10 protein-coding genes are annotated in these 14669 nt (G+C 44.4%); 7 read left to right on the plus strand and 3 right to left on the minus strand.

Going from position 1 to position 14669, the window contains the following annotated elements:
• Positions 1-111 precede the first annotated feature (111 nt).
• Both H6F66_RS06010 and pbpC read right to left on the minus strand, forming a co-directional pair.
• Positions 112-1827, minus strand: coding sequence for a glycoside hydrolase family 15 protein (locus H6F66_RS06010; RefSeq protein WP_190419241.1), 1716 nt, complete (start codon positions 1825-1827; stop codon positions 112-114).
• 317 nt (positions 1828-2144) lie between these two features.
• A complete protein-coding gene (gene pbpC, locus H6F66_RS06015) occupies positions 2145-4475 on the minus strand; it encodes a penicillin-binding protein 1C (RefSeq protein ID WP_190419243.1) in 2331 nt (776 codons plus the stop codon).
• On the opposite strand from pbpC, the gene H6F66_RS06020 reads away from it, so the two are divergent.
• The 5 genes from H6F66_RS06020 to H6F66_RS06040 all read left to right on the plus strand — a co-directional run bounded on the left by H6F66_RS06020 (position 4367) and on the right by H6F66_RS06040 (position 6937).
• Positions 4367-4633, plus strand: a complete 267-nt coding sequence (locus H6F66_RS06020; protein WP_190419275.1) for a hypothetical protein — start codon at positions 4367-4369, stop codon at positions 4631-4633. The two genes, pbpC and H6F66_RS06020, sit on opposite strands and share 109 nt — an antisense overlap.
• A 113-nt stretch (positions 4634-4746) precedes the next feature.
• A complete protein-coding gene (locus tag H6F66_RS06025; protein ID WP_190419245.1) occupies positions 4747-6057 on the plus strand; it encodes a glycosyltransferase in 1311 nt (436 codons plus the stop codon).
• Entirely contained in the window at positions 6054-6209 is a 156-nt protein-coding gene (locus H6F66_RS06030) for a hypothetical protein (RefSeq protein WP_190419247.1), read from the plus strand. Before H6F66_RS06025 ends, H6F66_RS06030 begins: the two co-directional genes overlap by 4 nt.
• A 48-nt stretch (positions 6210-6257) precedes the next feature.
• Positions 6258-6551 carry an AbrB/MazE/SpoVT family DNA-binding domain-containing protein gene (locus tag H6F66_RS06035; RefSeq protein ID WP_190419249.1) on the plus strand — a complete coding sequence of 98 codons (294 nt, stop codon included), beginning with the start codon at positions 6258-6260 and terminating at the stop codon, positions 6549-6551.
• Positions 6548-6937 (plus strand): type II toxin-antitoxin system death-on-curing family toxin, encoded by a 390-nt coding sequence (locus H6F66_RS06040; protein WP_190419251.1) that lies wholly within the window; start codon positions 6548-6550, stop codon positions 6935-6937. Before H6F66_RS06035 ends, H6F66_RS06040 begins: the two co-directional genes overlap by 4 nt.
• A 97-nt stretch (positions 6938-7034) precedes the next feature.
• On the opposite strand, the gene H6F66_RS06045 is transcribed toward H6F66_RS06040, so the two are convergent.
• Positions 7035-7556: a hypothetical protein gene (locus tag H6F66_RS06045; RefSeq protein WP_190419253.1), complete on the minus strand. Its 522-nt coding sequence runs from the start codon at positions 7554-7556 to the stop codon at positions 7035-7037.
• Between the two features lie 561 nt (positions 7557-8117).
• On the opposite strand from H6F66_RS06045, the gene H6F66_RS06050 reads away from it, so the two are divergent.
• A complete protein-coding gene (locus H6F66_RS06050) occupies positions 8118-13829 on the plus strand; it encodes an alpha-2-macroglobulin (RefSeq protein ID WP_190419273.1) in 5712 nt (1903 codons plus the stop codon).
• Between the two features lie 157 nt (positions 13830-13986).
• Positions 13987-14658: a hypothetical protein gene (locus H6F66_RS06055; RefSeq protein ID WP_190419255.1), complete on the plus strand. Its 672-nt coding sequence runs from the start codon at positions 13987-13989 to the stop codon at positions 14656-14658.
• Positions 14659-14669: the final 11 nt, after the last annotated feature.

The following is a 14669-nucleotide window of genomic DNA, read 5'->3' on the forward strand; positions in this document are numbered from 1 at the left end:
AATTACTGGGGTAAGCTTTACTCATAACGCTCTCTCAGTGCTGTGTACTACATATTCGCAGCTTACACTGAGTGAGCTTTTTTGCTATCTAACCGACTTTTAAAACATCCTCTAAGGATTATTTCCCGGTTTTACCCCATGACGCACCAGTTCTAAAAAACTGCTATCAACGATAGAACGTTCATCATAAGAACCGCCTCCGTTGCTTATATTCAAAATGTGTCCGTCGTTGGGATTCCCATTATCATCAATCCGCTGAAAATATTTGCCATTGCCGATAGAACCGCTAGTCGTGAATGTCCAATTTTCCACCATGCCTTGCCAGTAATCTGCTTTCGCGAGATAGTTAGTTTGGCTAGTTGTGTCACCGTTGACTTTAGCAATGTCTGCGGCACAGACTAAAGCTGCAATTTCGGATGCAATAGTTCCTGGTGAGTAACCTGCATTTTCTTCCCAACGCTCTTGTTGAGTCCACGGCCCATTTTTTACAATATAATCAGCAGCTCGCTTGATATGATTTGTATAAGTTGTTGAATCGTTACGACCGAGTTTCCAAGCCAAAATAATTGGAAACGCTGTCTCATCCATTTGAATTCCTGTCCAATAAGGCGTACCATCTACAAAAGCATTCTGAAGAAAATGTCCGTCGGGTTGTTGCATGGTAGTTAACAACCAGTCGAGGGCTTTGGAAGCAGTAGCCGAGTCACCCGCTACAATTAAGGCACTAGCTGTTTTATATAAGTCACGAGGCCAAATTAGATGGTAGCCGCCTTGCATTTCGATGCCTAGGGGATTGCAGATTGAGTAGTTAGAATTACCCCAAGGATTGCCTAAACCTGCAACCATAGCACCAGAGGTTTTGTCAGTAGCTGCCTTTAGTGCCATTGCAGCCACGTAATATTGAGTATCAGCAGTGCCGCCAAAGTTGTTTAAATTATTAGTGTAGCTGTTCCATTGTGCGTTGTAAGTGGACAGCATATTAGGAACATTATCGTTCAGAGTTTCTGCTGCCACTTTTTTAGCGTTAGTTTCGTTGTTACCAAAGCCGAGAACTAAGTTAAAGGTGACTGATTTCTGATTGGCATAAGGACTTAAATCAAACATCGCCATTTGTGCAATGTTTCCATTAGTTGCTGATTTATAAGTCCAGTTCATCGTATTATCAATTTTACCACCTTTTAAATCTTGCCAGCCGTCGCTGTGTCCGACGAAGCCAGATGATATCATGCCTTTTTTGAAATTCAGAGAGCTTGCTAGTGCTGATGCCATACCATTAGTAGAATTTTTAGCAATCAGCATCCCAATACCGTTGTAGCTGGTGTTGTAACCTGTGGTAGATTTTCCATCGTTGCCAATTGCTGGATGGTACAACGTATAAAGTTTGAAGTTATCTAACGTTCCCCTCAAAGCAGCGAAAGTTACCTGCTGAATTAATGTATTTCGGTTGGGGTCGGTGAATATTGTTTTTTGTATTTGATATTTGCCATTTTTGGCTTTGTTGGTGATATTCCAAGAAAGCGATCGCGTATTATTTAGATTAACCTGACTGGTAGTATCCTGCTTCTCTTCATCCACCCAACTTTTAGCAGCATCCCCCACTAAAAACTGCCAGTCTACCGTAGCCGCTTTATCAACAGAAGGGTAAAATACCTCACCAATAATGCCATTAAAACCAGTGAACCACACTTGGCTAGTAGTATTTTGGGCAGTACCAAGAAAGGTAAGGGTAGAAGGCGACCAAATGGGACAAGAACCCGGATAACCAAAAGCTTCATCTTTGGTGATAGCAACCGAAAACAAAACTTTAGTTAATATAACCAAAGTCATCAACACAATGACTATGATGGCCCTTACAAACCAATTAAATTTTTTCAAAGACTTTCTCGCCCCAGACAACAGATGTGATTTAATTTTACACTTTTATAAACAATTAGATGGTAGGATAAATAGTTTATCTACAAACGAAAAAATATTTCACAATCTATTGAAGATTGCTATATATAGCAATTCAAGGGTTGGGTGCGATACATATGTAGAGACATGGCAATGCTATGTCCCTAGCAAGGTGGGGAGAACGTCAGAACCGGGATATATTCCACCCAACTGAGAAACGCTATATACTAATCTTTATTAAATCAAAAAGTCTAATGTGACAACACCGGAGGCTTAGCAATAGAGAAACCCCGACGTGTTTGCCTATACTCAGCCAACTGCACTTGAAAGCTTACCGTATCCATCATTTCACCGCTTTTAGCTTGCAAAGTCCATTTACCAGGACGAAGCTGCCAAAATAGAGAATTGGACGACTGGGTAGCTAACTTCTCCCCATTCAACCACCACTCTACAGGCTGCGTAGGCATTGCCGCCAACCTAAACTCCAACCGTTGCGTTTCTCCTCCCTCTGCGCTTGTGCGGTTCGTTTCTTCACCTGGATGCAACAGGAAAAAATCGCCATTGTGAGGAGACAAAATCTTTAGACTACTAGAAGTAAAACTCGGTTGCTCCTGCCTAGCCAGCCACTCATCATACTCTGAAGGTAAGTTAACAGTGTGTGACTGACGCTCATAATTGCTAATATCTTCTGTAAACAAATATTCTTGCACTACCGAGGGACAATCTGGTGTAGGCTTCAACCCAGAAATTGCACATATAGGACGTTGCACAAGATTTTTTGGAAGCGGAAAAGCGGCGGGTTCTTGATGCGAGTGCAGGTGTAACATAATTCGATTCCATAGAGGTGCTGCACCTGTCACTCCAGAAACTTGTCGCATCGGTTCGCCATTGAAATTGCCTACCCAAGTTGCAACAGTGTAATCAGTGGTAAATCCCACAGTCCAAGTATCTCGAAAATCGGAAGAAGTGCCAGTTTTAACTGCGGCTGGAAACGGTAAAGCTAGTACAGATTCTACACCAAAAGCTGTAGCACGAGCATAGCGATCGCTTAATATATCAGTAATTAATTCCCATTCCGATCTTCGATTTTGAAATCCCCCCTTTTGCAGATTTCCCGCTTGATAAAATGTAGTTACAAGGGGTGTCGCTTCTCCAAGTCTTGCTAAGGTGACATAAGCCCTCGCCAACTCCCATAGACTAACTTCACCGCTACCTAAAATTAATCCCAAACCGTAATATTCTGGCGACTGAGTTAAATGCTCAAATCCCAATTGATGCAGACGATTAAGAAAATTTTGTACGCCTACCTTTTCTAACACCCGCACCGCTGGAACATTTAGAGAATTTGCCAAAGCTAGGCGCACCCGCACTGGCCCTAGAAAGGTTTCATCGTAATCGGTAGGACTATACAGTTTTGCGCCGGGAATAGCGTAATGAGTCGGCACATCAGCTAAAATTGTATTAGGGCGAATAGTACGATTTTCTAAAGCTAATTCATATAGAAAAGGTTTGAGAGTTGAACCCGGTTGACGCAATGCCTGAACTCCATCGTTGCGTCCCAATGATTCTTCATTAAAATAATCGGGAGAACCGACATAAGCCAAAACTTCTCCAGTGTGGTTGTTAATTACTAAAGCAGCCGCATGATGAACATTATTGGGGGTAAGGGTGCGAATTACCTGCTGAACTTGGGCTTCCACAAATTGCTGTAAGGGGCGGTCTATAGTGGTGCGAATTTGAGAAGAATCATGCTTAGGTAATTGACTGGCTGCCCAGAATAAAAAGTGAGGTGCGGCAATAATTCCCTGCTGCCGAGGTGCTAGGGAAATTTCTTCTTTATATGCTCGTTCTGCTTGATTACGTGTGATATAATTGTCTTGAACCATGCGATTTAAGACATAAATTTGCCGTTTCTTTAAGCGTTTCCAATGGTCGTAGGGGTTGAAGTAGGTGGGATTATTAGGAACGGCTGCGAGAAGACTAGCTTGGGCAAGATTAAGATCGCTTGCAGGAATATCGAAATAGTTGCGGGAAGCAGCTTCTAAACCATAAATATTTCCTCCCATTGGCAGGCGATTGATGTAAGCAGCGAGAATTTCATCTTTATTCATGCCAGCTGCTAGTCGCCTAGATAGCCAAATTTCCTGCATTTTGCCCGGCAAAGTGCGGGGAACAGGATCTAACATCCGGGCTAGTTGCATAGTAATAGTGGAAGCACCGGACGTAATTCTTTTGCTGTGAATTGCATCTTTAAGCGATCGCGCTACAGCCTTCAGATCCAACGCCCCGTGATGATAAAATCGTTTATCCTCCGCAGCTAAAATAGCGTTGATAAACTGGGGTGAAACTCGATTTAGCGGCACAACAGCAGTATGCTCTTGATCGCGAGTGAGTAACGTGCCGAGAGCAAGTCCATTGCGATCGCTAAATTCTATTGCTTGCGTGTCCTGGGCAATATCTTTGGCGCGAACAGGTGCCAGATAAGGAAGCGATCGCACTGTCAAACACAGCAACACTAAAGCTAACAATACGCGAAATTTCTTGTTTATACGCCAAATCAACCAATTTTTGGGTTGCCTCATCACATAACCCCACTAGGGAAGAAGACTTACCATTACTTCATTGTGGCGATCCCCTTTACCGGATGAGGGTGTTTTTAGGGGATGCGCGATCGCATCTTCCCTCTAAGCGCTTGAAACTGGCAGATGGTACGCTTCCACCTCAAGACAATGATGGGTAATTCTTCCTAATCACCCAATAGAGTCCACCAATCGGGTGAAGAAAGTACCCTTAAACCGCCGTAGTTTTGTAGTAATACAAGTAACTCATCTATAAAAAGATACGGTAGCCATTATGAAGATTGTTCTACACACTTATGGTTCCCTAGGCGACCTGCATCCTTATATAGCGATCGCCCTAGAATTAAAGGCACGCGGGCATCAAGCAGTAATTGCCACAGCTGGGTTCTACCGTAACAAAATCGAAGCGGCTGGTCTTGAGTTTCACCCAGTCCGTCCCGATTTTCCCACAGACGTTGAACAGCAACGAGAACTTGTGCGTCTGATCATGGACAAGCAAAACGGCACAGAATACGTCTTTCGCCAAGCAATCTTACCCTATGTCCAAGAAACTTATGCGGATCTGATGTCAGCAGTGCGCGATGCAGACCTGTTGGTGACACACCCCCTCAGCTTCGCAGGAACGCCCGTTGTTGAGAAAACAGGAATTCGTTGGGTTTCTAGCATACTGTCTCCGATGTCGTTCCTCTCCGCCTACGATCCGCCAGTGGTGGCGAATTTCCCCAGTTGGCTGAATCTACGCATACTTGGCCCAGGGTTTAATGGAGCGCTCATCCGCCTCGCTAAAAATCAATTCAGCTCGTGGGATGAACCCCTGCGACAGTTACGGACACAGCTTGGTTTATCTCCCCTTGCCGATTCTATGTTTGAAGGGATGAACTCTCCCGACTTAGTGCTGGCTTTATTTTCAGAAGCTCTCGCAACTCCTCAACCCGACTGGCCAAAACAGACTTGCATTACCGGATTTACTTTCTACGATCGCAATGGCGATACTGGTCTATCTCCGGAACTAGCGTCATTTTTGGATGCGGGAGATCCGCCAATTGTGTTTACTTTGGGAAGTTCCGCCGTGTGGGTTGCTGACAAGTTTTACCTCGAAAGTGCCAAAGCTGCCTTAAAGTTGGGCTATCGGGCTGTATTGCTGGTTGGCAACAATAACCCCTCCCTGCCAAAAGAGTTGCAATCCAAGGATATTGGTGTTTTTGACTACGCTCCCTACTCGGAACTGTTTCACCGGGCTGCTGCTATTGTGCATCAAGGAGGCGTAGGCACAACCGCACAGGTGTTGCGTTCCGGTCGCCCGATGTTGGTGGTACCCTTTAGTAACGACCAGCCAGACAATGCTGCACGGATTACTCGTTTAGGAGTCGGACGGACTATAGATCGCGATCGCTACACTGCTTCTCGTGCAGCTAAAGAACTTGATCGGCTGTTGCGCGAACCTGGCTACCAAGCTAAAGCCGCAGAAGTTGGCACTAAGGTACGGGCAGAAAATGGGGTTAAAGTTGCCTGCGATGCGATCGAAACACAATTGAAAAAAGATAAGAATCCTACGTTTCATCGTGTGCCCGCCTCGCCTGTTTGACTATTTTGTGGAGAGATGCGATCGCGCCTTTAGACAATTGGAGCAATTTTGCATGGACGCGATCGCGAAGCGCCGACCTGTCGGTTCGCACCTTTGCATCAGGAAAATTTGCCAAAACCTTAATGACTCAACAAGGAGATGAAATTCTATAGTTTTATATTATAATATGTATAATTACTATCCAATTAAGAGGTGATAGTATGCATACTCTAAAGATTCGACGGATTGGCAATTCGGGAGCAACATGGTCTAAAACAGTATTGCAGGCACTGAATGTCAGTAGACATCTCCAGAAATTACATTTCAAACTTAGCAGCACAAGGGTTTCAGATTCATGTTTTGAGAGGTCTAGTCAGGGAGACAGCAGTTTCCTGACAGAAACTCCAAATGGAGTTCAAATTACTGCGTATGATCCTGATTTTGAAGCAGCAATGCAGGCTTTTGCAGAAACCCGCAAAAACTACAGCAATGCCTTTCGTGAATTAGCTAAATGAAGGAACCCGAATGGGTGCCTGAGACAGCAGTAAGCGCCATTCATGAAGAGCTAATTGCAGAACATGGCGGTAAGGCTGGATTGAGAGATTCGGGCTTACTTTCAGCGAGTCTAGCCAGACCTCGGCACTTATTCTCTTACAGTGAAAATGCAACTCTGTTTGATCTGGCAGCAGCCTATGGCTACGGTCTGGCAAAAAATCATAGTTTCGTCGATGGCAACAAGCGAATCGCTCTTGCTGTCATCGACGTTTTTTTACGGTTGAATGGCTATAAATTAGTAGCACCAGAACCAGAAGCGGTAGTAATGATGAACTATCTAGTGGAAGGAGTGGAGAATCAAGATAGCCTAGCCGTTTGGATTGCTGAAAACTCTCAGAAACTCTAAATCCTCAACCTTGCAATAAATGGGAACCAAGGAGGGGCGCGATCGCGCTAGGCAAATCAGCATCAAAGCCAGCATAACTTTTGGATTCAGATTAATGTTAGCTGAAAGAGCTTTTGTTAAACTTTTCCATAAAATCAAGTAGCAATTGCTTACCAAGTTCTGAATCCTTCTGGTTCAGATAATCCGCTATTTTCTCAAACCTCTGGCGATCTTCAAGTGTGTCGAAAGAAATAAGGATTCTTCTAGGATCTATATTTACACTTCTTAGTAACCAAATATCCGTTAATTCATATTCCTTATTCGATAATGGTAGTAATTGCACAATAAACTCTACGTTTAGCTCTTTCAGTCTAAATTCCCGGTGTTCCTGGTTATCGTTAAAATGTTTCCTGGAGTAATCTGGTATTCTTTCGTATGCTTTTTTTGCTTCACATACTTCGGCTGTTTCTACAGCATACTTCAAAGTTTTTTCCCAGATCTGGTCAAAAATTTTAATCAGTTTTTCACTGCTCAACTTCTGACGGTTGACTGCAACTTCATCTTCAAATAGCTGATCTGGCAGTGCGTATTTTTGTCTAACAAGTTTGCTTTTCGTTTGATCGCTGATATTTATTTGCATAGCTTCCTGTATCCAGCAAAAGGAATATAGTAGTGAGCATTGTCCTCTACCAAACTTAAATATTATCAGGGTCTATTCCCCTTTCTCATAACTGATACCCATGTTTACCCCAAAAAACCAGTCTGTGCGCTATTGCCAAAGGAAAGCTAGAATCGCTCTTTGCAAGTTGGAACTAGGTTTTGCAGTTCATTGTCCATAGGGGTATCGTCATAATCAGGTAGTTCTGTTGAGGATGGTAGATAGCGCAATAGGTCGTACTGCTTTCCCTAGACTTAACTGCCTGGATTTTAACCAAGCGTGAGTAGCGTTAGCTCAGCATAAAGTAAAGATTTTAAGCTTAATTGTTAAGCTACCCGGAAGACTGAGTAGCTAAGATGTAGACCTCTTGTTAGTGGGTCATGTAAGGGTAACTCTTGTGGTTTACCCTTTGATGAATTACCTGCAATGAGGGGAAAAGTTATGCCAGTTTCAATTCCGGATACAGATTCGCTGTCTTCTCCTTTTGCAGAGGATAGTACAGATAAATCCTTACAACAGATAGGCACAATCGTGAGAATTTGGATGCGGTTTCTGGTTGTCGTAGCACTCGTATTAGCTATCGCTGGATGCGGCGTGATTAATCTCTCTGGAAATGAGCCACTTCCAGCCGTTCCATCTTTACCCACTCCGCAATTACCAGATTGGATTGAGCAAATTAGTCCGACTGGAGAAGCTGAACCTCTAAGCCAAATATTGATCCGGTTTAAAGAGGCTGTAATTCCAGTTGAAAGTCTTGATAGTCCAAATCAGCAGGAAAAACTGCAAAAGTTTGAAATTATACCGCCTTTGCCGGGGCAATTTCGATTTTTGACACCGCGAATGGTGGGATTTCAGGCAGATAAAGCACTGCCAAAAGCAACGCGAGTCAGAGTCACCCTCAAGGCAGGTTTAGCGGATATAAAAAATCATCGTCTGGATAAAGATTTGGCTTGGACTTTCAATACTGAAACAATTAAATTAACTAATTTACCTAACACTAATAGTGAAAATCCCGATGAGCAAGCTATTGATTTAAAGCCAACCCTGAAATTTAACTCAAATGTGGAATTGGATCTTGCTTCAATACAAGAACATTCGCAGATGATTCCAGAAGGTAATAATAAGGGCGTGCGTCTCAAAGCTGACTTGGAAAAAGATGCAACTCCAGCGGATAATGAGCAGCCGCAGGATAAATTTGACACTTCAAATCGCACCTGGACGTATACTTTAGTACCGCAACAAACTCTCTTAAAGGCAACTCGCTACCGCTTACAGTTTTCTCCCGGTTTGCGTCCGGCGCGTGGTAATTTGCTTACTGAAATGCCAATTGTCAGTAAAGTAGCAACCTACTCGCCGCTGAAATTTGAAAAAATCCAATATTACGGACAGTCGGATGCAGGGGGAACCTACGGGCGGTTTGTGAAAGGTAGCCCACAACTGCAATTTAATAACGGCATTCTTGCAGATTCAGCTATAGAGAATATTACCATAAATCCTGCACCAAAACAAGCTCCTAAACTGGTTCAAGCGGCAGATGGAGATAGTTTAGTTAGTCTCAATCCTTGGGCTTTGGAACCTTCCACGAATTATACAATTACCATTGGTGCCATCAAAGATAAGTTTGGGCAAACTTTGGATAAACCAGTGACGCTGAAATACGAAACAGGCGATGTAGCTGGGGATATTTGGGTGCCTTCCAGTTTGAATATTTTTCCCGCAGGTAAAGATTTACAACTGAATATTTCTACAACAAATTTGCCGGAATCGAAGTATAAAGCAGCTTATCGAGTAGTTCAACCAACAGATTTAGTTTATAGCGATTCTGCTTATCCGAGAGGAGAGGGAAACGATTTATTGCCTAATCCCAATTCTTGGCAAAGCTTCAAGGTATCGGGTAAGAAAAATCAGCCTATTGATGTTACTGTTCCTTTGCGAGAAAAATTGGGTAACGCCACGGGAATGTTAGCTTATGGCGTTCAGGCGCGGACTAATCGCTACTTAGAAAATAATAAGCAGCAATGGCGCGAACCGATTAATTATGGAATGGTGCAATTAACTAATTTGGGTGTATTTACACAGTGGTTCCCAGAGTCTGGTTTAGTTAGAGTGCATCATCTTTCTGATGGTTCTCCTGTAGTAGCTGCACGCCTTGAGATTTATGAATCAAAGTTGGAAGCAAAATCTCGTCCTCAACCTACGCCTTGTGCAACTGGCGAAACCGATCAAAATGGTACGCTATTGTTAAATCGTCAGAATTTGCAGCAGTGTTTGGGTGGAAATTCGGGCTTTGAGAAAGCACCGAAATTGTTAGTAATTGCTCGTGAAAATCAAGATTGGGCATTTACCCGGACAGAGGAATATAGCGGTGCTTATGGCTATGGTGTTGATTCTGGCTGGGATGATGGTAAGCCACAATCGCGGGGGGTAATTTTCTCAGATAGACAGCTTTATAAACCTGGGGAAAAGGCGGCATTTACTGGTTTTGCTTACTATTTAGAAAATGGCAGTATCAAGCAGGACAAAAATGCTAGTTATAAAGTAACGGTGTTAAATCCAGATGGTCAAAAGACAGATTTAAGCACTCAAAGCACAAATGAATTTGGCACGTTTTCTCTGGAATTGCCGTTGCGAAATAATCAGCCTCTCGGCTATTATTCCATTCAAGCTAAAGGTAAAAGTGGTAGGGAAATTTCTGGCGACTTTCGGGTTGCTGAATTCAAACCGCCCAATTTTAAGGTTGAGCTAAATTTAGACAAAGAATTTGCTATAGGTGAGCAACAAGTTGAAGCGAAAGCTGCAAGTAATTATCTGTTTGGTTCGCCTGTGGAAGGAGGGAAAGCTCAATATTATGTCACCAGGTCGCAAGCTGATTTTACCCCGAAAGGGTGGGAGCAATTTTCCTTTGGGCGACAGTGGTTTTGGCCGGAGGAAAGTCCTACTCTCGCCAGCGATGTGCTGCAATCAAATCAGGTGTTAGATGGTGGCGGTAAGAGTAGTCAAATTGTCAAAATTGCTAAGGATTTGCCTTACCCGATGACTTATCGGGTGGATGTGCAAGTTGCGGATGTTTCTAATCTGTCTGTCTCTGATTCTAAAACGTTTACGGTATTGCCGAGCGCTCGCTTAATCGGACTCTCCAGCAATTTCGTCGCTGATGCTCTTCAACCTTTCCCCGTCCAGGTTATCGTCACCGATGCTACCGGAAAAGCGATCGCAGGTCAACGGGTGCGCGTCCAACTGCAACAAATAAAGTACAGCAGCGTCACGCGAGTAGTGGAAGGCAGCAATACTGCTAAAAATCAGGTTGAATATAAGACGGTAGGTGAAGTAGAGGTAAAATCGGGAAGTAGCCCTCAATCTGTCTCGCTGACTCCGACAGAATCCGGTTCTTATCGGATTCGCGCCAACTTTGCTGATTCTAAAGACGAAGTAACCGCCACAGATTTGCAGATTTGGGCAACTGGCGACAACGCGGTAAACTGGGGAGAAAGAGAAAGCGATCGCTTAGAAGTAAAACTCGACAAAGACACCTACAAACCCGGTGAAATTGCTACAGCTTTAATCCAGTCTCCCTATCCGGAAGCAGAATTATACTTTGCAGTTGTCCGCGACAAACCTCTTTATAAAACAATTACCAAAGTTAAAGGTGGTGCGCCGCAAATTAAATTCCAAGTGACACCCGAAATGCTGCCAAATGCAGCAGTAGAGGCTGTCTTGGTTCGACAAGGCACTAATATAAACCAGGTGGATTTAGGAAATCTGAAAAACCTGATGCGAATTGGTTTTGCACCTTTCAAAACTAACTTGGACGACAAGTATTTAAAAATTGTCGAGACTGTAAATGCACCATCTTTACAACCCGGTGCAGAACAAACAGTACAACTAGAATTGAAGGATGCTACCGGAAACCCAGTAAAAGGACAATTTACTGTAATGGCGGTGAATGAGGCGGTGTTGCAATTGAGTGGATACCGTCCGCCGGATTTGGTAAAAACTGTTTATGCAGAGCAGTCTATTTCTACTCGCTTCAGCGATAATCGTCAGAATGTAGTAGTACAACCCAATCAATTAGCTAAACCCAAAGGTTGGGGTTATGGCGGGGGACAATCAGCAGGCGCAGCAAGTACGCGCATCCGCAAGGATTTTCAAGCTTTAGCTTATTACAATAGTGTCGTCACAGACGAGAGTGGACGAGCTAGCGTGACTTTTAAGTTACCAGATGACTTGACAACTTGGCGGGTGATGGCTGTTGCTACTGATGGAAATTTGCGTTTTGGGAACGCCCAGACGACGTTTATCACAACTAAACCGTTGCTGTCTAATCCTATATTGCCGCAGTTTGCGCGTCCAGGCGATCGCTTGGACGCTGGCTTATCTGTCACTAACAACACCCAACAAACAGGAAATTTGGCGATTAACGGTGTTGTCGGCGGTTCCTTAAAGTTTGCAGACAATCATCGCGGGATACAAACCACAGCAGAATCTGGAACTCGCGCCTATCGCTTTCCTATAGTTGCAGGTAGTGCAGGCACATCTCAAGTGAAGTTTACCACGCAGTTGAACGGTATATCTGATGCTTTTGAAGTGCCTTTGGAAGTGAAGCCCTTAGAAATTACTGAACAGGTTGTAGAGTCGGGAACGATCCCCCCTAACCCCCCTTCAAAAAGGGGAGGAGAGGTGAAGATTCCTGTGAATGTTGATAAAAATGTTGTTCCTGATGCGGGAGGTTTGGAGATTTCCCTAGCTAGTACGCTGATACCGGAAATTACCGCACCAGCGAAACAAGTTTTGCAGGATGAACAATTACCTTTCTTGGAACCTGCGGCGAGTCAGTTAGCGATCGCATCCAACTTGCAAACGCTTTCTCAAAAATACGGTCAAACCTTTGCACAGTTCAACCCAACGCAACAAGCGAACCAATCTCTAGAACGCTTGCAAAAACTCCAGCAACCAGATGGTGGATTCGCCGCTTGGCCTGGTCAAGAGAAGTCTGATCCGTTAGTATCTCCTTACGCAGCTCAAGCTTTAGCCAGAGCATCGAAAGCGGGACTAGCGGTAGAACCGAGAATGGTATCTCGCTTAACGACTTACTTGAAGAAAATTCTCGCAGATCCCGGTCAATATGATTTTTGTAAGCAGCCACTCTGCAAGAATCAGGTGCGACTAGAAGCACTCTCTGCTTTGGCGGAACTGGGAGAAAAGCGCAATGACTTCCTTGCAGACATCTACGCACAGCGCAGTCAATTCGATCCGGTTACGCAGATTAAGCTGGCGCGTTACCTGTTTCAGTTCCCAGAGTGGCAAGAAGAATCTCAAACTCTGTCGAAACAATTCCAGCAGAATATTTATCAAACGGGTCGCACGGCTACGGTAAATTTACCCCAAGGTTTATCATGGCTCAACTCGCCAACAACAGCTCAAGCTCAAGCTTTGCGTTTGAGTATTGCTCAAAAGAGTAATCCAGAAATCCTAGATCGGTTGTTGCAAAGTCTCCTGACACTACGACGAAACGGCACTTGGCAGAATACCTATGACAACGCTCAAGCGCTCACTGCTTTGGTGGAATATAGTCAGACGCAGCCAACACCGCCTAACTTTGCCGCAACGGTGAAACTCGCTGGCAAGAAATTGACATCGGCGCAATTTAAGGGATACACCAACCCCAGCCAGGATCTTACGGTGCCGATGAACCAGTTGCCGAGCGATCGCCACGATCTGATTGTGCAAAAATCCGGTCAAGGCACGCTGCACTACCTAGTTGCCTATCGCTACCGCTTACAGGGAAATCAACCGGGAAGATTTAACGGCTTACGGGTGACGCGAGAAATTCGTCGGGTTAGCCAAGAAAAAGTCTTGCAAAAACAGGGTCTTTATGCTAAAGATGAGCCGTTGACTGTGGAAGCGGGACAGGTGTTTGATATTGGTTTGGAGATTATCGCCGATCGTCCTGTGGATCGGGTTGTGATTACCGATCATCTCCCGGCGGGGTTTGAGGCGGTGGATGCCAGTTTCCAGACTAGCGGTGTCAACGTGCGATCGCAGTCCGATAACTTTGGCTTCAAGACAATTTATAGCGATCGCATTGTCGCTTATAGCGATCGCCTTGAACCTGGAGTTTACAGCCTGCACTACCTCGTCCGTTCCGTCACCCCAGGCACGTTCCTCTGGCCCGGTGCAGAAGTTCATCTGCAATATGCTCCCGAAGAGTTTGGACGCACTGCTTCTTCTACATTGAAGGTGTCCCAACCGAAGTAACAACGCAAAAGCAACGTGTAGAGACGTTGCTTTTGCCTATTTTTGCCTTTTGCCTTTTGGTTTGGTTGCGATCGCCCATAGCCGTGCAAATATTATGATTATTTGCCACAACGGCAATTATTGCGATATCAAGACCTAAGTATATTCAATAAGCAACATGGCTGGAAAACCCGTAAATAGTAGTGCAGGTGGTTGTCTGGTTGTCCTTTTGCCAATTGCCTTTGGAATTGCCTTTCTGTTTGTAGCATGGCCTGTGCTGTTAGCACTGCTGTTGCTGGGAATTATTTTGAGGCTTTGGCAAAACTATCAATGGCAAAAGTGGAGTCAGCAAGTAAATCCTTTTTTTCATCAGCTGATCCAAGAAACCCAAGGGCGCGTTACCGCACTTGACTTGGCAATGAAAGCAAATCTGCCTGCATCAGCAGCGCAACGGTACTTAGAGACAAAATCTCAGGAATTCGGCGCTCGCGCCCTTGACTATCAAGACCAAGGCACAGTTTATTACTTTGTTACCGCTAGCACTCTAGGCACCATATTTGACGATAGCGAAGAGTACAGTCTGGATGATGATGCCTCAGAAGACGAAACAACCTCACTAGATGAGCAGCCAAGCACCCGCTTACAAGACAAACAACCGACTGAAAAACAAACAAGCTCTAAAGGTATCATCCAATCCGAACTGGCAAGGCGGCTTGATGTTCATTCCAGCACTGTTTACAAACGCAGAAGTGAGCCATACTTTTCAGATTGGAGCAAGAGCCGAGATCCAGAAGGAATTGCCTGGAAATACTCCTCCAAAAGTAGGCTGTTTTTTCCCATAGAATCGTAGCCGAAAGAAAA

This window comes from Trichocoleus sp. FACHB-6 (assembly GCF_014695815.1).
GTDB lineage: Bacteria > Cyanobacteriota > Cyanobacteriia > Cyanobacteriales > FACHB-T130 > Funiculus > Funiculus sociatus.